The sequence below is a fragment of the Halomonas sp. GT genome (assembly GCF_002082565.1).
Taxonomy (GTDB): Bacteria; Pseudomonadota; Gammaproteobacteria; order Pseudomonadales; family Halomonadaceae; genus Vreelandella.
On the sequence record NZ_CP020562.1, the window covers coordinates 1,861,074 to 1,880,499 of the forward strand.

At 50.5% G+C, this 19,426-nt stretch carries 18 protein-coding genes and 1 pseudogene; 8 read left to right on the forward strand and 11 right to left on the reverse strand.

Translation table 11 applies throughout. The features are described from left to right. Positions 1-41 precede the first annotated feature (41 nt). The 4 genes from B6A39_RS08680 to B6A39_RS08695 all read left to right on the forward strand — a co-directional run bounded on the left by B6A39_RS08680 (position 42) and on the right by B6A39_RS08695 (position 4,703). Positions 42-1,204, forward strand: a protein-coding gene (locus B6A39_RS08680; protein ID WP_156886207.1) for an IS3 family transposase whose coding sequence is annotated in 2 segments (ribosomal slippage) — positions 42-315 and positions 315-1,204 — 1,164 coding nt in all. Because the reading frame shifts where the segments join, the coding sequence is not laid out codon by codon here. Between the two features lie 559 nt (positions 1,205-1,763). Then, complete coding sequence (locus tag B6A39_RS08685; protein ID WP_083004047.1) at positions 1,764-3,254, forward strand: SulP family inorganic anion transporter; 1,491 nt, start codon at positions 1,764-1,766, stop codon at positions 3,252-3,254. Positions 3,255-3,272: 18 nt separating this feature from the next. Further along, complete coding sequence (locus B6A39_RS08690) at positions 3,273-4,130, forward strand: universal stress protein (RefSeq protein WP_083004051.1); 858 nt, start codon at positions 3,273-3,275, stop codon at positions 4,128-4,130. A gap of 111 nt (positions 4,131-4,241) precedes the next feature. Further along, positions 4,242-4,703 carry a hypothetical protein gene (locus B6A39_RS08695; RefSeq protein ID WP_083004054.1) on the forward strand — a complete coding sequence of 154 codons (462 nt, stop codon included), beginning with the start codon at positions 4,242-4,244 and terminating at the stop codon, positions 4,701-4,703. Positions 4,704-4,719: 16 nt separating this feature from the next. Here the strand turns inward: B6A39_RS08695 and B6A39_RS08700 are convergent, their stop codons facing one another. From B6A39_RS08700 to cfa, 7 genes are all read right to left on the reverse strand, one after another. After that, a complete protein-coding gene (locus B6A39_RS08700) occupies positions 4,720-6,825 on the reverse strand; it encodes a HelD family protein (protein WP_083004058.1) in 2,106 nt (701 codons plus the stop codon). A 57-nt stretch (positions 6,826-6,882) separates the two neighbouring features. Continuing rightward, on the reverse strand, positions 6,883-8,496 hold the full coding sequence (locus B6A39_RS08705) for a peptide chain release factor 3 (RefSeq protein WP_083004062.1): 1,614 nt from the start codon (positions 8,494-8,496) through the stop codon (positions 6,883-6,885). A 45-nt stretch (positions 8,497-8,541) separates the two neighbouring features. Continuing rightward, positions 8,542-8,775 (reverse strand): hypothetical protein, encoded by a 234-nt coding sequence (locus B6A39_RS08710; protein ID WP_083004065.1) that lies wholly within the window; start codon positions 8,773-8,775, stop codon positions 8,542-8,544. Positions 8,776-9,126: 351 nt separating this feature from the next. Next, positions 9,127-9,594 carry an S-ribosylhomocysteine lyase gene (locus tag B6A39_RS08715; protein WP_083004069.1) on the reverse strand — a complete coding sequence of 156 codons (468 nt, stop codon included), beginning with the start codon at positions 9,592-9,594 and terminating at the stop codon, positions 9,127-9,129. Between the two features lie 78 nt (positions 9,595-9,672). Further along, positions 9,673-10,020 (reverse strand): putative quinol monooxygenase, encoded by a 348-nt coding sequence (locus B6A39_RS08720; RefSeq protein ID WP_083004072.1) that lies wholly within the window; start codon positions 10,018-10,020, stop codon positions 9,673-9,675. Between the two features lie 23 nt (positions 10,021-10,043). Next, positions 10,044-11,273, reverse strand: coding sequence for a methionine adenosyltransferase (metK, locus tag B6A39_RS08725; protein ID WP_083004076.1), 1,230 nt, complete (start codon positions 11,271-11,273; stop codon positions 10,044-10,046). Positions 11,274-11,340: 67 nt separating this feature from the next. Next, positions 11,341-12,498, reverse strand: a complete 1,158-nt coding sequence (cfa, locus tag B6A39_RS08730) for a cyclopropane fatty acyl phospholipid synthase (RefSeq protein ID WP_083004080.1) — start codon at positions 12,496-12,498, stop codon at positions 11,341-11,343. A 524-nt stretch (positions 12,499-13,022) separates the two neighbouring features. Here cfa and B6A39_RS08735 point away from each other — a divergent pair. Continuing rightward, positions 13,023-13,378 (forward strand): annotated as a pseudogene (locus tag B6A39_RS08735) (universal stress protein); the annotation flags it as partial. 24 nt (positions 13,379-13,402) lie between these two features. On the opposite strand, the gene B6A39_RS08740 reads toward B6A39_RS08735, so the two are convergent. Continuing rightward, the gene (locus B6A39_RS08740) at positions 13,403-14,599 is read right to left on the reverse strand and encodes an MFS transporter (RefSeq protein WP_083004083.1); all 1,197 of its coding nucleotides are present in this window, start codon (positions 14,597-14,599) and stop codon (positions 13,403-13,405) included. 66 nt (positions 14,600-14,665) lie between these two features. On the opposite strand from B6A39_RS08740, the gene B6A39_RS08745 reads away from it, so the two are divergent. From B6A39_RS08745 to B6A39_RS18975, 3 genes are all read left to right on the forward strand, one after another. Beyond that, positions 14,666-15,007: a TraR/DksA family transcriptional regulator gene (locus B6A39_RS08745; protein WP_083004087.1), complete on the forward strand. Its 342-nt coding sequence runs from the start codon at positions 14,666-14,668 to the stop codon at positions 15,005-15,007. A gap of 176 nt (positions 15,008-15,183) precedes the next feature. Further along, positions 15,184-16,614, forward strand: a complete 1,431-nt coding sequence (locus tag B6A39_RS08750) for an IS1182 family transposase (RefSeq protein WP_083004090.1) — start codon at positions 15,184-15,186, stop codon at positions 16,612-16,614. A gap of 462 nt (positions 16,615-17,076) precedes the next feature. Beyond that, complete coding sequence (locus B6A39_RS18975; protein ID WP_198036768.1) at positions 17,077-17,244, forward strand: hypothetical protein; 168 nt, start codon at positions 17,077-17,079, stop codon at positions 17,242-17,244. 183 nt (positions 17,245-17,427) lie between these two features. Here B6A39_RS18975 and radC read toward each other — a convergent pair whose 3' ends face one another. From radC to B6A39_RS08770, 3 genes are all read right to left on the reverse strand, one after another. Continuing rightward, entirely contained in the window at positions 17,428-17,925 is a 498-nt protein-coding gene (gene radC / locus B6A39_RS08760; protein WP_083004097.1) for a RadC family protein, read from the reverse strand. 90 nt (positions 17,926-18,015) lie between these two features. Further along, the gene (locus B6A39_RS08765; RefSeq protein WP_083004100.1) at positions 18,016-18,627 is read right to left on the reverse strand and encodes a lambda exonuclease family protein; all 612 of its coding nucleotides are present in this window, start codon (positions 18,625-18,627) and stop codon (positions 18,016-18,018) included. 38 nt (positions 18,628-18,665) lie between these two features. After that, positions 18,666-19,415, reverse strand: coding sequence for an ERF family protein (locus B6A39_RS08770; RefSeq protein WP_083004103.1), 750 nt, complete (start codon positions 19,413-19,415; stop codon positions 18,666-18,668). Between the last annotated feature and the right edge of the window lie 11 nt (positions 19,416-19,426).

Genomic DNA, 19,426 nt, shown 5'->3' on the forward strand with positions numbered 1-19,426 from the left:
ACACAGACGCAGGTAATATCTCCTGCTTATAGAGGTGTGTCATGACTCAGAAGAAAACCAATTCTTATACCGACGAATTCAGAGAAGGTGCCGTCAAACTGGCGATAGAATCGAATCAGCCAGTTGCCCAGTCCGCCCGAGAACTGGGGGTGAACGTCAATACACTGCATACCTGGATCAATAAATTTCACGGCGAACCACCGCCAGGCTCCGGTAAGCAGGTAAATGACGTGCATCTGTATGAGGAGCTAAAACAGCTGCGTCGTGAAAATGCCCGACTCAAGGAGGAGCGGGAACTGTTAAAAAAGGCGGCAGCCTTCTTCGCCAAAGAATCACGCTGAAATACACCTTTATCATGCACCATCAGAGCGAATTCAGCATCGCTCTGATGTGTCGGGTGTTTGACGTTTCTCGAAGCGGTTATTACGAGTGGCAATTACGGCCGCCCAGCTTGAGAAACCAGCGAGATGAAGCGTTGAAGGCCAACATTCATAAGCACCATCAAGCCAGCCGAGCGACGTATGGGACGCGACGTCTCCAGCAGAAGCTGTCGGAAGAGAATGAATCAGTCAGTCGGCGTCGCATTGGCCGATTAATGCAGGAGGAAGGCTTGGCGTGCAAAACAAGGCGCAAGTTCAGGGCAACGACGAACTCGAAACATGATAAACCCGTTGCTCCCAACCTGCTGGATCGACACTTCACCACGGAGAAGCCCGATCAGGCTTATGTGGGGGATATCACTTACATACCGACACGGGAGGGGTGGCTTTACCTGGCGGTGTTTATCGACTTGTATTCGCGCGCTGTCGTAGGTTGGTCAATGGATAGTCGCATGCCGACCTCGCTGGTCAATGATGCGCTTACCATGGCGATTTGGAAGCGTAGGCCTAATGCCGGATTACTGGTTCATAGCGACCGCGGAAGCCAGTATGCATCGGACAACTTCCAGCAGCTGCTGACGCAACATGGTTATCGGTGCAGTATGAGCCGTAAGGGAAATTGCTGGGATAATGCCCCGTCAGAAAGCTTTTTCCACACGCTAAAGACGGAACTTGTTCACCATGAAGACTTCAAGACACGGGCTGAAGCGAAGCAAGTCATCTTCGAGTATATCGAAGTGTTTTATAACCGGGTGCGGCTGCACTCCAGCAATGGCTATATGAGTCCAGTGGACTATGAGTCAGCGCTACCAGTAGCTGCTTAAAAATATGTCCGGAAGACTGTTGCCACATCAGTGAATCTGTATGACTGACTCAGGTGATAAATGTCGTCTTAAACGGCGTAATGGTACGCCAGGTGCGGGGGGTAAGATCACCCTGCCTAAAGTAGTGGATTGATATGTCAAAGTGATGAAACCCGAAGGGCAGCACTAGACGCTAGGTGCAATGCAGCAGGTTTGCTGCTAAGATATAGCACGTTTTTGCACTACTCTTTCTTTTTCCCAGCTGTAAAAGAATCTCTGCCAATGACTGTATTTACACATCGTTTTTTAGGGCTGATGACTCCACCCTAGCTCCAAGCTCCCCCCACTTGAGGTGCTGATAGCGCTTTCACTGTGCTGTCATCGCTTTCTGGTACTTAAGCCTTCAGTACCTGATTTTCTTGTACATGAACGTAGCCGTACCTAAAGCTAGCTTTCCACTATTGAAAAACTACAAGCTGATTACCCCAGCGTGCCAATGTGTTGGCGATGCTTCCTATTGTTGGCTGCGCTGTTAGCCCGTTTTTGGCTTGTCGTTACCCCAAAATCATGGACCCCTCGCATGTACGAAAAGTTTAAACAATCATGGCTCTCCAACCTCAAGGGTGACACCTTAGCTGGACTTGTTGTGGCGCTTGCGCTAATCCCCGAGGCCATTGCGTTCTCGATTATTGCCGGTGTTGACCCGAAGGTCGGCCTTTACGCCTCGTTTGCAATCTGTGTGATTATCGCCTTCGCAGGTGGCCGCTCGGGAATGATCTCCGGCGCTACCGGTGCTATGGCACTGCTGATGATAACCCTAGTTAAAGATCACGGGTTAGAGTATCTGCTGGTGGCTACCCTGCTCACGGGGGTGCTGCAAATTATTGCGGGCTATATAAGGCTCGCTGAGCTGATGCGTTTTGTATCGCGTTCTGTGGTAACAGGGTTCGTTAATGCCCTGGCAATTCTGATTTTTATGTCACAGTTGCCCGAGCTGACCGATGTCACATGGCACGTCTATGCGATGACACTTGCGGGCCTGGTGATTATTTATGGCTTCCCCTATGTACCCGCAATCGGTAAAGCTATCCCTTCGCCACTGGTCTGCATCGTTGTTCTTACCGTCGTTTACATGATGACCGGCATGGAGATTCGCAGCGTAGGTGATATGGGTGAACTACCCGATACGCTGCCAGTTTTTTTGTGGCCCGATGTACCGCTGAACCTAGAAACGCTGATGATTGTATTGCCCTATTCAATTATGTTGATGGTGGTGGGGCTACTAGAGTCAATGATGACAGCCACGATCATCGATGATTTGACCGATACCAAAAGCGATAAAAACCGCGAGTGTAAAGGACAGGGCATTGCCAATATTGGCTCGGGTCTAATCGGTGGTATGGCAGGCTGTGCCATGATTGGCCAGTCGGTAATCAATATCAAATCCGGTGGACGTCGTCGTACCTCTTCGCTGATTGCTGGAATCGCGCTGTTGTTGATGGTCGTTTTCCTGGCGGATTGGGTATCGCAAATCCCCATGGCGGCGCTGGTAGCGGTGATGATTATGGTGGCAATCGGTACCTTTAGCTGGGAATCGATTCGCGACCTGAAAAAGCACCCTATGAGTACCAATTTTGTCATGGTGGCCACCGTTATCGTAACGGTAGGCACCCATAACCTAGCGATTGGCGTCTTTGTTGGTGTGCTGTTGGCGGCGATGTTCTTTGCCAATAAAGTCGGCAACATTATGTATATCGGCTCTAAAGAAGTAGAACCGGGGAAAGAGCGTGAATATGAAGTCGTCGGTCAGGTGTTTTTTGCTTCTTCTGAGCGCTTTATCGCCGCCTTCGACTTCAAAGAGAGCATCGATAAAGTCACTATCAATCTTTCCCGCGCACACTTCTGGGATATCACTGCCGTACAGGCGTTGGATCGCGTGATAATTAAATTCCGCCGTGAAGGTACCGAGGTTGAGATGGTGGGCTTGAGCGAAGCCAGCGCGACGGTAGTGGATCGCTATGCGGTTCATAACGACCCCGAAGCAGTTGAAAAACTGATGGGCGGCCACTAACCAATGAAGGAGAGCGATATGACTGATCAAGTATTAGCCGCGATTGACGGCTCCCAGTATGCAGAAGGCGTCTGCGATTACGCCGCCTGGGCAAGCTTGGCCATGGATGCACCGTTAACCTTTGTGCATGTGGTCGACAACCATTCTGAAATACCCGAAGAGCAGAATCTTTCCGGCAACCTGCGATTCGGTGCCCGCGAACGGTTAATGAAAGAGCTTTCCGACCTTGATGAGCAGCGCGCCAAGGTGAATCGCGAGCAGGGCAAGCTAATGCTGGAGGCGGCCAAAGAACGGGCGATAAAGGATGGGGTCAGCGACCCCATCACTCGCCAGCTCAACGGTACCCTAGTTGAAACGTTAGTAGAGCTTGAAAAAGACGTGCGATTGCTGGTGGTGGGTAAGCGCGGTGAAACCGCTCACCAGGCCAGTGGCCATCTTGGCTCTAACCTTGAGCGGGTAGTGCGTGAAATGCACCGCCCGATCCTGATGGTGCCGAAAACCTTCAAGCGGCCTGAAAAAATATTGATGGCCTTTGACGGCAGTAAAACAGCCCGTAAAGGCGTCGAGATGCTGGCCCGTTCACCGCTCTTCGTAGGCACCGAGTGCCATGTGCTGATCATCGGTGCAGAAACGGCTGAACGCCGCTCTGAGCTTGAATGGGCGTTAAGCACGTTGCGTGAAGCGGGCCATCAAGCCGAAGGCGCTATTCGTGCTGGCGAGGTAGACGAAGCGCTACAAGCCTACGAAAAAGAGCACAGCATTGACCTGCTGGTGATGGGCGCCTACGGGCATTCCCGTATTCGCCACTTACTGGTAGGTAGTACAACCACGGCCATGCTACGTGGTAGCCGCATACCGGTGCTGATTTTGCGCTGAGTTTTGGTAAGAGCAACAGCGCATAAATATTTAGCTCGCATTGCGACTTGTTACCCGCAGCCGGCCCTCATTTTTTGAGTGAGCCGGCTTTTTTGTTCTAAGGAGAGGCTAATGAAGACTTGGCAGCTCAATAAAACGGAGATATCGGTTCACCAGACGGACGTACCTTTATTGCTAGAAAATGCGTATGCAAAACCTGCTACCAAAGAGCATATAAAAGCCTTGGGCAGCGGAGTGATTGGTGAAGCTTGGATGGTCTCGCAACCTTTTCAGGAAGGGCCAACGATGATTAAATTTGCACCACCCCAAAGTAGTGATGGTGATACTAAAACGCTGGCTTTATGGGCCAAGTGCTACCGTAAAATTATTATTGTGTCAGAGCGAGAAGAGCTTACTACGCTCTCTATTCCTCTACCCGGCGCCAACCCCCATGTTCAAGGCGTTGAAGAGGCAGTACGGGAAGCTGTTTTTGCATTGAGTGATCAACTGCAACACTCGAAACACCTGCAACACTTACACCTTTATGCTTCCGATGAAGAGAGCGTATGGGCATTATTCAACTCAACGTCCTAATCTAGCCGTCTGGGTATTAGGCCGCTTGAAATTGATGGCTTTCCAGCTCTTCGATAAACGGCGAGGGCTGATCGTGGTAAGTAAGGTCAAGCTGATGCATTGTCCGTGTACAGGCCACGTAGAGTAAGTTGCGCTCCATATCCGTTGCGTAATGGGTGGCCGTTACCTCGGGCACAATAACACGGTCAAATTCCAAGCCCTTCGCCATATGAGCGGTACAGATAATAATGCCCTGTCCAAACGCGGTGCTTTGTTCAGTGAGCAACTGTATCTTATCGAATTGTCCTTCTAACGCTTTAAAAACAAGGCTGGCCTGCTTTTGGGTTTTGCACACAATACCCAAGGTATTATGTGTTGAGGCTGCAAACTCTTGGGCTAGCTGCTGAATGGCTGTGTGCGACTGCTTGCGTGAGGCGCAGCGGTGAATAGCAGGCGATTTGCCATGACGCTCAATCGGCTCTAAATCGGGGTTATAGGCGATATGCTGGGCGAAGCGAGTTATTTCAATACTGGAGCGGTAGCTTTTGTTGAGTGTCACGTACATGGATTGACGCAGCACTCGTCGAATCTGCTCGGCTTTCGAGGCGCTATAAGGGTTAACCGATTGGTAGCTATCGCCTAGCACGGTTTTTTTGCAACGAAACAGCTGGCCGATAACCGCGTACTGTACGGGGGTATAGTCCTGCATTTCATCGATTAATAGATGCTTGGCATTCCGCCACCGTGAATGGACTCCCTCCAAGCGCATCTTTAAATAGATCAGCGGGAATACGTCGGCGTACTCAAGCCGCCCCCTGGAAGCTGTCTTGAACAGTTCGGGGTTACCCAGCCAGGTGTAAAACGCCTTGTAGGTTTCGCGCAGGGTTTTCTGCTGCAGCATGCCCTTAATAGTGGCTTTGAGTGTCTTGCGCTCGTCAGGCGCTAAATCATAGTTATATTGATTGCCAATTTTCTGCTCTATTTCCCAGCTCACCTGTTTTAGGCGCTCATTGGTAGGTAGGTTGCGATGCTTTTTAAACACTTCTTCCAGTAGCCAGCCAGGCACTAATCGCCGAGCAATCCAAATATCCTTAGCCTTAAAGCGTTTCGCTTCTACGTCGGCCGCGTAACGATCAAGCTCTTTAAGAAACTCGGGTGAGGCTTTGAAATGCAGGCGCGCCTTCATAGCCTCGTCGTTCTTTTCCAGTAGCGCCGTGGTTTGTTCAAAAAATGTTTCGAATCGATACTGGCTGTCGAGCAACTCGTCGGCCAATGTTTCCATCCCTACTTGATTAACCGTCTCTTCACCCAGCTCGGGCAGCACGTTGGCGATGTAGTCAGAAAACACCTGGTTGGGCGAGATAATTAAAATATCTTCGGAGGTGAGGGTGTCTTTAAATCGATAGAGTAGAAATGCAATCCGGTGTAGCGCAATCGAAGTTTTTCCAGAACCCGCCACCCCTTGAATAATCAGCGTATGGGCTTCGTCGTTACGGATAATCGCATTTTGATCACGCTGAATGGTGGCAACGATGTTCTTCATCGTGTCGTCAGACGCTTGGCTCAGCGTGTCCTGGAGCACATCATCGACCACGTGAACATCGCTATCGATCATCAGTTCAATGCTGGCTTTCTTTATTCTGAACTGCCGCTTGAGGCTGATTTGGCCTCTAATCTCGCCTTTCGGGCTCTGATAGCTGGCGGGGCCTGTTTCGTAATCGTAAAACAGTGACGCAATGGGGGCCCGCCAGTCGTATATGCGGTTTTGACCGGCCAGATCGTCGTAAAAGTGGTGAATGCCGATATAAATCGGCATGGGAGTCGCTTTAGGGGAGCCCCACTGGGCAAAATCGAAGCGCCCAAAATAGGGTGAGTGCCTGAGCTTTTCGAGTTTATGGCGGCGTGCCAAGGCATTGTCGCCAGTCATTACCGCTTGCTCAATTGACTCGCGGGCGGAGATTTTCTCAATGTGATCCATCTCATCCCGGCTTGTCCATAAATACTCTTTTTGGGCCTGTATGTCCTCCGCATAAGCCGCTAGGCGTTGGTTAATCTCTTCTATGTTTAGGTCAATGCGTTCAAGGGTGTGCATTAACTGGCGGTGTTCAGCGTCGCGTTGAGAGATGTTGGTTTTGGTATCCATAGTGCCTGTTAAATGGGGAGTATTTACGTCTTAACGTCTTGTAAAGTAAGTCTTAGTTCAAACAGCGTTTATTTCGCGGGTAGTGTGAAACGTAAGCTCTGGCCATCTTTCAATAGTAATGTCCAGTGCTGCGCGAGTAGGGGGCATAAAGGCCAGGGCGCCCGCTGCGTCGTAGGCTAATCGTACAGAGCTAGTTTGGGTAAATCGCTTTAGCTGATGTATATCCTCACTCGATACCCAGAGCGCTTTATGCACAGGCACGCTTTCAAAGGTAGCGTCAATGTTGTATTCCGTAAGTAAGCGATGAGCGACGGTTTCAAACTGTAGCTGCCCAACAGCGCCCATAATCATCCCGGTCTTTTCTAGCGGTTCGAATACCTGGATAGTGCCTTCTTCACCTAGCTCTTTAAGCGCTTTGTTTAACTGCTTTGAACGTAGCGGATCGTTTAGACGCGCCGTTTTGAAAATTTCAGGTGAAAAGTGAGGGATGCCTGCGATGGCCAATAGCTCGCCTTCACTTAGCACATCGCCAATACGCAGCTTGCCATGGTTGGGGATGCCAATAATGTCGCCTGCATAGGCGGTGGTAAGGTGTGCGCGTTCTTGAGCCATAAAGGTAATAGCGTGGTCGAGTCGAATAGGCTTGGCACTTCGCGCGTGGTTAACTTTTAATCCCTGCCGATAGACGCCGGAGCAAATACGTAAGAACGCAATTCGGTCGCGATGCTGTGGGTTCATATTGGCTTGAATTTTAAACACGATACCTGAAAATTGTTTCCCATCAGGATAGACGGTTGTTTCTTTCGCTTCTCTAGGACGTGGAGAAGGTGCCCACTGGGTAAGCGCCTCTAGAATATCGCGCACGCCGAAGTTGTTAATCGCTGAACCGAAAAATACCGGCGATAAGTCACCTGCTAGAAAAGCTTCCTGGTTAAAAGGATCAGCTGCTTCTTGAACAATTTCCAACTCCTCTTTGAAAGTGGCGTGGGCAATAGGAAAATTCTTGGTGAGGTAAGGATCATCAACGCTTTCTAGCACTTCCACTGCCTGATGAGCAGTGTTATCGCCTGGGGTGAACTTAAGCATGTGGTGGCGACGTAAGTCGAAGACACCTGCAAATTCTTTTCCCATGCCTACAGGCCAAGTAATGGGGGCGCAGGTGATACCCAGAATTTGCTCAATTTCATCAATGACGTCTAATGGTTCACGAACTTCACGATCCATTTTATTGATAAAGGTGATAATCGGGGTTTTACGCTGACGGCACACTTCTAATAATTTTATGGTTTGTGCTTCTACCCCTTTCGCCGCGTCAATGACCATTAATGCGGCATCTACAGCGGTTAGCACGCGGTATGTATCTTCGGAAAAATCCTTGTGGCCTGGCGTATCGAGCAGATTAATTACACACCCTTCGTGCTCAAACTGCATGACAGAGCTTGCTACTGAAATACCCCGCTGCTTCTCCACTTCCATCCAGTCGGAGGTGGCAAATTGCTGGCTCTTTTTGGCTTTTACGGTACCCGCTGTACGGATTGCGCCACCGTACATCAATAGCTTTTCGGTTAAGGTGGTTTTGCCCGCATCAGGGTGCGAAATGATGGCGAAGGTACGACGACGTTTTACTTCTTGTTCAATGGGGAACTGAGCTGCAAGAGCGGCGTTTTCCATATTGACCTCGTGGTGTGGTTTGGCGAAGAGTAAAACTGGATGAGATTACTCCTCCATGTAGCGCCAAGCCTGAACGCCACGAACCAAAGCGCGATTAGTAACGCTAAGAAATCGCCCGCGTTCTAAAATAGCCGATGTCACACCAGCCCCATGGATATCGCGATAAACCACCAGTAAGGGTGTTTTGGCATTGGTGGGTAAATAACTGTGCACGCTAGTCCACTCAGTGGATGTCGTTAATTCGTCGATGTTGGGAATAAAGGCGTTTTGTAATTGCATGGTCACTCCACTCACAGGTCGGTTTCGGCAAATCATTGCGTTACAAAATGCAATGAATGCATAGCGTTGTCTGGAGGGAGTAGCGCTAGGGTGGCGTAGGGCAAAAGCCGTTGTGTAACCGTGCCATTGAGTTACCTCATGCAGTTACCAGCGACCTTAAACAAAGGTATCTGGGGTAAATTGAAGCGGAATCTTACTTCGATTGACCGCTACTCAGGTTTGGTGTTCCGTAGGATGTCGTTACCACTAGAGTAGGCCAAGCGCGATGGTGTGAATTCGTCAAGCGCTTGGTTCATACCCTAAGTTGATGGTTAGTGAGCTAGATGACCTTAAGTTCAGGATAGAATCGTTTTAAGCAAAGACTTGTGTCCATTCATCGCGTTTTTCAAGCAGATCGCTGGCAAGAGCTTGAGCGCCTTTCAGGCTATGACTGGCAGCCCAGCCGCACTGCATTTCGTTGCAAGCGGGTACTTCGGTAGCCGTTAAAACGTCTTCCAGTGTCTTATCGAGTATCTTAAGTACTTCCTCATAGTCATCGTGGTTAATCATCGCGATATAGAAACCGGTTTGGCACCCCATCGGGCTGATATCCACGACCTTATCCGTATGATTACGCGAAAGCTCGGCCATTAAGTGTTCGAGTGAGTGTAGGGCGGGCATTTCCATGTGAGCTTGGTTAGGTTGGCAAATGCGTAAATCGTATTTATGAATACGGTCGCCGTTCTGGCCCTCTTTGATATCAGCAAGGCGTACATAGGGGGCTTTCACCTTGGTGTGATCCAGATTAAAGCTCTCGACGTTCATTTTTTGCTCAGTCATGTGGGATATCCAATGTTTAATGTCTAGGGAGATTATTTTCTATTTCAACTGTAGGTGAAGCCGTACAGCGGTGTGGACTTAGATTCTAGGCGCATCGTAGTCATAAGGTTCGTCGCTATATACACAGACATTAGCGTGATCGATATCGCCGTCCTTAGCTTCCACGTGTTGGGCAAAAAACTGTTTTATCTCTTGGCGATTGCAGTGCGCTTCGAACGAATCACGATTAGCCCATACTTCGTGAAAGACAATGGGGTAACTCGCCCCTTTGGCATTCGGGTGATCAATATGGCGAGTCACCGTGTATGCTAGGCAGCCATCTTCTCGATGAGTATTTGGTTCTAGCCTTTGAAGCGCTTCAAATACGGCTTCCTCTTTTCCGGGCTTAGGTTTGAAGTTGGCAATGCAATATATCTTGCTTGACATATACGGCTCCTAGGCTGGTTTAGTTATTTTAACAACGCTGCTGCTTGACGTAGCGCTTCGGCTTTATCGATTTTTTCCCAGGGGAAAGCGGTAAAGGTTTCTACCTGCGCCGCGCCCTTATCATCGATCCAGTGGTAGCTATGCTCAAACGGCTCGCGCCCAAAGTGACCGTAGGCGGCGGTAAGCTGATACATCGGGTGCAGCAAGTCGAGCATAGTGGTAATGGCAAAGGGCCTGAGGTCAAAATGCTTCCGAACAAGGCTCACAATCTTGGCATCGTCGATGGTGCCAGTGCCAAAGGTATCAATGGCCACAGATGTGGGTTCAGCGACACCGATTGCATACGAAATTTGTATTTCACACTTATCGGCTAAACCAGCGGCAACAATGTTTTTGGCGACATAGCGACCCGCGTAAGCAGCACTGCGGTCGACCTTTGAGGGATCTTTTCCGGAGAATGCACCGCCACCGTGACGCGCCATACCGCCATAGGTATCAACGATAATTTTTCGACCGGTTAGGCCGCAATCGCCCACCGGGCCACCAATCACAAATTTACCCGTTGGGTTAATGTGGTACTGGGTGTTTTCATCCAGCCATTCATCAGGCAGCACTTGCTCAATAATTTCGTGCTTAATAATGCTGCGAAGCTCTTCCTGGTCGATGCTGGGGTCGTGCTGAGTTGATAGCACGACAGCATCAACGCCACAGGGCATACCCGCAGCGTTATAGCGGAAGGTCACTTGGCTCTTGGCATCGGGGCGTAGCCACGGTAGTAAACCGTGTTGACGAAGTTCTGCCTGACGCTCGACTAAGCGGTGCGAATAGTGAATCGGGGCGGGCATGTACGATTCGGTTTCGTTCGTGGCGTAACCAAACATTAAGCCTTGGTCACCAGCACCTTGATCTTCGGGCTTGGTGCGATCAACGCCCTGAGCAATATCAACGCTCTGTTTGCCGATTAGATTCATCACGCCGCAAGTGGCGCCATCAAAACCAACGTCTGATGAGTTATAGCCAATATTGGTAATAACGTCGCGAACTAGCGTTTCCAAATCTACCCAGGCAGAGGTGGTGATTTCACCGGCGATAATCGCCACACCGGTTTTAACCATGGTTTCACAAGCCACCCGCGCCTGCTTGTCACGGGCGATGATGGCATCTAAAACAGCATCAGATATTTGGTCGGCGATCTTGTCGGGGTGGCCTTCTGAGACGGATTCGGATGTAAAGAGGGTAAACGTGTTATGCATTAAACAGTCCAATTAATGAATAGTGAGTCGTGGCTTAATATTTTCAAACGCAAGCATCGAAAACGACTTAGCTAACGCGGTCGTAGCCACCGAGCACACCCTTTTTACTGAGCACAAATTGCCACAGCTGAATGTCGCGAGCGCGGAAAGCACCCGCACAGCTAAGCAGGTAGTAGCGCCACATACGGTAAAAACGCTCGCTGAACTGGTCTTTGAACTGAGGCCAGCTCGCTTCAAAGTTTTTATACCAAGCCATTAGCGTGCGGTCGTAATCTGCGCCAAAGTTGTGTACATCTTCCACCACAAACAGTGACTCCGCAGCGTTGGTCACTTGGCTCAAGGCGGGCAATTCACCGTTGGGGAAAATATACTTATCAATCCAGGGGTCTGGAGAGGTATTACGTACATTTTTGCCAATGGTGTGCAGCAAGAAAAGGCCGTCATCTTTTAAACAGCGATTGGCTACCTTCATGTACTCGCGATAGTTTTTGCGACCCACATGCTCGAACATTCCGATACTGACAATGCGGTCAAATTGCTCGGTTTCATCACGATAATCTTTTAACCGGAATTCAACCGGTAACCCGCTCTGCATTAGCAGCTTGCCGTATTCTGCTTGCTCTTTTGAAATCGTCAGGCCTACGCACTCAACGCCGTAATGTTCGGCGGCGTAGGCCATAAAGCTTCCCCAGCCACAGCCGATATCCAGCACGCGCATGCCGGGTTTGAGCTTAAGTTTGCGGCAAATCAGATCGAGCTTGGCTTCCTGGGCCTCGTCGAGCGTTTTGGCATCTTTCCAGTAGCCACAGGTGTAGGTCATGCGCTTGTCGAGCATGGCGGCATAAAAATCGTTGCCAAGGTCGTAGTGTGCCTCGCCGACCTGAAACGCACGTTTGGCGGTTTGTAAGTTGACCAAACGTGTTTTTAGGTGGTGAAACACTAATTTGCTGTGATTGACCTGATCGGGAAGACGGGCACGCATCAGTTTAAAAAAGAACTTATCGAGGTCATCGGTTTCCCAATCACCGTCCATATAGCGCTCACCTAGGCCGAGATTGCCTCGTGCTAAGGCATCTTCAATCACGCCATGGGCATTTAACCGCATATCCCAGGGACGGTCACCATTGATATGAATATCTGCATTTTCAAGCAGAGTCGCCACAAATAGCTGTGAGGAAGAGGTTTCGTCAAAGAACGCAGTGTGAGGGAGAGGTAGGTATTGCAATGAATTCGCCTTGTTTGAAGAGTAAAAACTTACCAACATGAGGTAAGTGCTTTAGTCTGAAAATCAAACAATGCTTAGGGTGGATTGGTTGTCATCGTTGCCAGCACTTATTGCATTAGTCCATAAGTAACTGATCGTTTTTCATGATATTTTCTCATGAGAAGCAATCAAGCGGAGTGCATAAATGTCGGGCAAAAAACTAGGGTGGGGTCATCAACTGTGAGAGTAGGTGTGGCATGGTTTATGATCCTGCTGATGTATTCTATCGACAGCGAAAAGCCTTCGTTAAGGAAGCCTAGTAGCCAGTAACCGCGCAGATAATGTTAGCAGATTAAATACCAGTTATCACCCTGGTGCCCTATCGGACGAGCGTCGTAGCGAAGCATTACCTTACCCACACTAAGGGAATTAGGCACATTTGGTAGCGACAGTGGCTAACCGGTGGCTTTACATGGCGATAACAATTAGTCATAGCATTACCCTACCTGATAGGTTAGGTGTTGCATTTGGTCATTGAGACCGCCCAGTTTCTGGCACCGCACAACGTGATGATCGCGTTTGACGTTAGTAACCGGCCGTAAAGGGGTGGAAATGCTAGCTAAAAGTCCCTTGTTTGAAGGCACTACTTGTCATGCCGTCATTGTGGGCGCAGAAACAGCTGAACACCGCTCGCAGCTTACCTGGGCGTTAGAAACGTTACGTGCACTGCGAAGGCGCGGGCGAAGTGGAAGAGAAGCTGCGTACCTATAAGCAGGAGCACAGTATCGTTATGCTGGTAATGGCCACCTATGGCCACTCGCGCATTCGCCACCTTCTAGTGATTAGTACTACGACCTCGGTGCAGCGTAACGCCCAACTGCCGGTGTTAACTTTGCGCTGAACACTTGCTTTCATTGCTTGCTACTTACTGCTCCGCCGTGCAGTTGGCTGCTTCCCGCAGCACGCGCTGTGCCAGTAGCCATCCGGCAACGATGAACACCAGCATACCTAATAAAAGCGAGTAAAAGGGTGCACCCACTCCAAGGGCTAACCCCAGTACCGCAGGCGCTATGCCGGTGGAGAACACCATGGATGCGCTAAGTGCTGAGCGTACCTTGCCAAGATGCTCAGCGCCCCATAGCTTGATCAGCAGACCAGAGGCGATAAGCTCCTGAGCGCCCATGGCTAACCCGCCGCCTACCATTAGTGCCCAAATGCTGATGTTCCCACCGATGGTTAACGCCATCACCATAGCGATGGCGTAGGGTAACAAGTAAAGGCGCGCTAGCTTCACGGGCCCCAATTTATCGATCCATCGACCGCCTAGTAACGTCCCCGGCAGTTTGGCGAACCCCATGCCGGTCAGCGCCAGTGCATAAACCGCCAGTGAGCTGTCGAGGGCTTCGGTTAATTGGGCTTGATAAATAAATAGCCCCGTCATGGTGATAGGCAGTGACATTAACAGGGGCAATAACAACCAGAAGCGTTTATCACGAAAGGGGCGAGGGCCGTGGGGTGTTTGTTTCGTCGGTTTAACGCTCGGCGCGCTGGGCCAGGGGGCTTTCATTAGCAGCCACAGCCATGGAAGTGCAATAGTCCCGCACATTAGCCACCAAAAAGTTTGCCAACTGCTCCAGATAAGCGCCGCAGCAACCAACGGTGGTAGCAGCGCTTCACCCAGTGGAATGCCTAAGTTTGCCAACCCAATGGCGCGGCCACGCATGGTGGAAAACTCTCGGGCGGCAAGCGTGTTACCCAAATGGGTCAACATACCCTGACCGCATAGCCGTACTATGCCAAGGCCGACTATCCCTAACCACCACCAGGGCGATAAGGTAAGCAGCACAACGCCGGTTAATAGCAGTAATAATATGATTGCTGCGAAACGTCGTGGGTTTATCCAATCAACAGATGGCCCAAAGCGCAGCATGCAGAAGCCCGCTATCAGAGTAACCACAGCATAAGCGGTGCCAAACTGGCTGACACTAAGCCCAAGGTGGTCTGAAAGAGGGGCTTGAAAGAGGCCAATGAAATAACTCTGCCCAAGGCTTGAGCTAAACATGGCCAAAAAAGCGATACTGAGTACGCTGCGGTGATCGCGCAGCAGGGTGCGATAGCCCATCGAATAGTCCCTTACGCGATCAAACAAATTAGTAGGGTAACGATTGTAGGCTAACTGGAGACGCAGATGAATCACCCCGAGGTGGATATAGCCGTTATCCGTGAGAAACTGATGACACTCGACACCACGCTTCGCGAGGAGAGCGCAAGCAGTGAAGACTCACGCGATACTGTAATGTTGGATCAAACGTCGGTAGGTCGGCTGTCGCGTATGGATGCAATGCAGGGGCAAGCGATGGCCAAAGCAGGCGAGCAGCGCCGCCAGTTAAAGCTAAAGCAGATTGCCGCTGCCCTGCAACGCATTGAGAGTGAGAGCTTCGGTGAGTGTATCGAGTGCGGCGAATGGATTGGGGCCAAACGCCTCACCTGGGATCCGTTAGTGCTGAAGTGTATTGAGTGTGCCGATTAGCCAGGGTATGCAGGCTCCTCTTGAACGCTTTGTAGCCCTCCAATTATTAACTGAATTTAAATAAAGCGCTGAAAGAGAAGTATATTAGAAGACTTTTAAAGACTGCTTTTGGCCGAGGCTGTGTGAAAACGTAGCTGTCGCTATACTTATCCCATGACAGAGTGTGGGAGGTAACGATGAAACGGTTCGTCGCAGGTGAATCCCGATCCCAAGCTACCTTGTTTCCGGAGCTCCTGGATGATTTTGTCTCTGAAGATAATCCGGTTCGAGCCATTGAGGCTTTTGTTGACGCCCTTGATCTCAAACAACTGGGCTTTAATGGCGTTGATCCTCATGCGACGGGTCGGCCCGCCTACCATCCCGCTGTTCTTTTAAAAATTTATCTCTACGGTTACCTCAATCGCATCCAGTCTAGCCGCCGACTGGAACGTGAGACACAGCGTAATATTGAACTCATGTGGCTAACGGAACGCCTAGCGCCGGATTTCAAAACGATCGCAGATTTCCGCAAAAACAACGGCAAAGCGATTCAAGGTACTTGCCGCGACTTTGTCATAATATGTCGACGTCTAGGGCTCTTTTCTCATTCGATAATGGCGGTTGATGGGAGCAAATTTAAGGCAGTCAACAATCGAGATCGTAACTTCACCTTGGCTAAGATGAAGCGGCGGGCAGAAGAAATCGATAAAAGTATTGAGCGTTACTTACGCCAGCTCGACGCAATGGATCAAGGCTCCGCCGCTGTCACAGAAATGCAGACGACAGGTTTGAAGGAAAAGATCGCTTCCCTAACAGAAGAAGTTCAGCAACTACAATCCATTGAAATTCAAAGAACTGAGTCCCCTGACCAGCAAGTCTCTTTGACAGACCCTGACGCTCGCTCCATGACTGCGCGAGGAACGGGAATCGTGGGCTACAACGTGCAGACGGCTGTCGATAGCCAGCATCATTTGATTGTCGCCCATGAGGTCACCAATGTCGGCAGTGACCGGCGTCAGCTTTTCAGGATGGCAAAGAAAGCACGCGATGCTAGCGGCATCGATGATCTTCACGTTGTGGCTGATCGTGGTTACTTCACAGGAGAGGAGATTCTTGCGTGTCACGAGGCCGGTATCACGACATATCTTCCCAAGCCCAAAACCTCGCCGAACCAGGCCAAAGGTATGTTTCCCAGAGAAGCGTTCCGTTATGTGCCCGAACGAAATGAATATCGCTGTCCCGCGAGAGAGCGATTGGTTTGGCGCTTCAAAAACGTCGAAAAAGGCCAGACGCTACATTGCTATTGGAGCTCGGCCTGTCCGAGTTGCTTAATGAAGTCGCAGTGCACCACAGGTATATATCGACGCATCAGACGCTGGGAACACGAAGAGGTACTGGAGGCGGTAACATCACGTCTGGACCAGACGCCGGATAAAATGCGAACCCGTCGTCAAACGGTCGAGCATCCCTTTGGCACGTTGAAAGCGTGGATGGGTGCGACACACTTTTTAACCAAAGGGCTTAAGAACGTCGGAACGGAAATGAGCCTTCATGTGCTTGCCTACAACATGAAACGCGTCATGAATATCCTCGGTTCCAAGGGTTTTATCCAGGCGATGCGAGCATAGGGCAGCTGATCCTGGTCGACCAAGCATATATAAGTTGTTAACGCTCTTTAGCAGGTGTTTCTTAGCCATTATCTCGAATAGCTTGAGATGCATAAATAGTAAATGAAGGCATTCTGAAGCGCACTGCTGGCCGATAGTCGTACCAATACGACTGAATATTGTCACCGCCAACTGATTTTTAGGTTTTCACACAGCCTCGGCCGATAGCGGCCAAGCCAACTTTGGTGATGCAGAGTTGCATATCTGAGAATCATGGCACTGAATGCATCTGGTGCCAGGGAGAGAATTGCTTAGCCTGTGCTGTTTAGGTGTGTTGTTATTATCTGTATCAACCTGATGGTCGAGAGGAAATTGAACTGACGCCTGATAGCGCCATCGAAGGAAATATCAGATAAAGGTCGGCTTTTGCTGACAAGCTATTACTACCCGTTCTTGCAGGATGGGGTCTTCGCGGAGAACTTTATGGACTACGAACATGCAATTGTGAAATTCGAAGACGGGATTGGCACCCTGTTCTGCAACGGCTGCGGCATTATCATCGCTGAGGGTACCCAGCATGAGGATAGAGAGCACTACTGTACCATGTGCATGAGCGGCAATTGTAAAGCAAAATTCAAGGAAGGAAACTGACATTCCCAGCCCGCCACGCTCCGCGTTTTAGGGAAGGGGGCGTGGAATAGATGTTGTGAACATCATTAATCTGAAAACTCTTTAACATCCGCTCTTGGCGGTTTGCTGAAGTAACGAAAAAATAAAGCCAGTTTGACGGATGGAGCTGCCTTTCCGGCAGCTCCGTTATATGAATCTGGGGCTCTACAAATACCCCATTTCGGCGAACGACCTACAACCATCACTCCCCACCACCACGTGATCAATCACCCGTATATCCATCAAGCCAAGAGCTTCCTTCAGTCGTTCGGTAATACGCCGATCCGCATCGCTAGGTTCAGGGTCGCCGCTAGGGTGGTTGTGAACGAGGATGACAGCAGCGGCGTTGTAGGCCAGTGCTGCTTTCAGCACTTCCCGTGGATAGACGCTTGCTGCGTCGATAGTGCCGCGAAACAGCTCTTCAAATCGAATTACACGGTGTTGGCTGTCGAGGAACAGCACGCTGAACACCTCGTGCTCATAGTCCTGCAGCAGTAGCTGCAGATGCTCAAACGCTTGCGAAGGCTGGGATATCTTGCGGCCTTTAGCGAGCTTGCGCCGTGCGAAACGCTTGGCCATGGTGATTATGTCAGTTTCCGTGACCGGTGAAGTGACTAAGTAAGTGCCCGCCACTTCACCGGCTTTAAGTTTGGCGTGTGTCATGGTTGTCTCCAAAAAATAAAAAATGCCGGGGTGATGGCCCCGGCGTCTATGTCGTTAATGATCGATTGGTGTAACTATGGGAAGGTCGTGTCACGCTGCCATCACTTGACTGATCCGCCGCTCCATCTCTTCATAAAAGGCCTCGACCCGTTCGGCAATGGTGCGAATCATGATGTCGTCACGGTAGGCACGTTTGATAAACAACGGCATGCCGGGCCAGTAGCTCACGAAGTCGATCCACTCCCGTTCGCTGACCCATAGCCCCCCCTGGCATTGGGGTATGTGTTCATCAGGTATTTCTCCATTCAACAGCACTTCGATTTGGAACTTGGGCAGTTTGGTTTTGATTTCCAGCAAGCCTTTATCACCCACCAAACTGTCAGGTGAGTAACCCACCTCGTGATTGAGGATAATGCCCACTTCCTGTGGCTCTGGTTCGCCAGTGGCATCGCGGTAGAGCTCTCTTGCCACACTTTCTAGCTCGTGGCCCCGTCGGGTATGGGCATTGCCTTGAAACGGCTCTGCCAGTTCACCGGTAATCCGCTCGCCGATTAGTTGGTGCATATACGAAAAGGCCCCAGTACCAAATCCACCAGGGCCTTTGCCGTTGACCAGCAGCGTTTTTAGCTCCGACATGGTGACGCGCCCTAAGCGCGCCGCTAGCCACTCAGGGGAGCCTTGCTCCATGTTGAGTATCTGCATGGATGCCTCCTTTACTCAGGTAGGATTGATACGCCGTTTTAATTAACCGCACGCTTGGTGAGGGATGCTCGCAGCTTGTCAAAATCAACCTGAGGCACCTGAACGGCGGAACCGTATTTACCACTGAACCACTCCTGGGTCGTGGCGGGGCATTGGCTAATCAGCCGCTGGATCTGTCCCGCCTGAAAGGGTGTTACTAGCTTTACTCTAGTGCAGGTGTTGCCGTTATCGTCCTGGCCTCGCGTCGTGATATTTAGCAGGGCACTCAGCACGTAACGTTTGCCATAGCTAGTAGACGAGCCAAAAGCCTGTACCGCGTTTTTGTTACCGCTCATGTCCGCAGGCAGCAGCATGCTGGTCTCTTCACGGTGGCCGTCCTTGTGCATCAACACACCGGTGACCTGAATGCCCCGTTCTTGGGTCTGAATACGGAAGCTCACTGCAAAGCCGTACTTCTGCATAATGGGCCGCACGGTATCGACGATATCTTCCAGCGTGGCGTACTTACCGTTATTGCCTTGGCCATGTTCTTCGATGCTGGGTAACTCGGTCTGCATGGCCGCCATGGCCGCGCTATAGGCCATCATGGCCTGGCGATCCATCACCCGTTCCTGCATCTGTAATAAGCGCTCCATCTTGTCGATATCAACGTCTGGGTTGAGCGCAGCGCGCTCAATGACTTGGATGATGGCCGTGCTTTCTGCAAGGTGAGGGGCAGGCACCGTAGGAACAGCTTGTAAAGAGGGTGCAGATAAGTCGTGATTTACCACATTAGTTTTAGTTGCCATGACGAAGTACC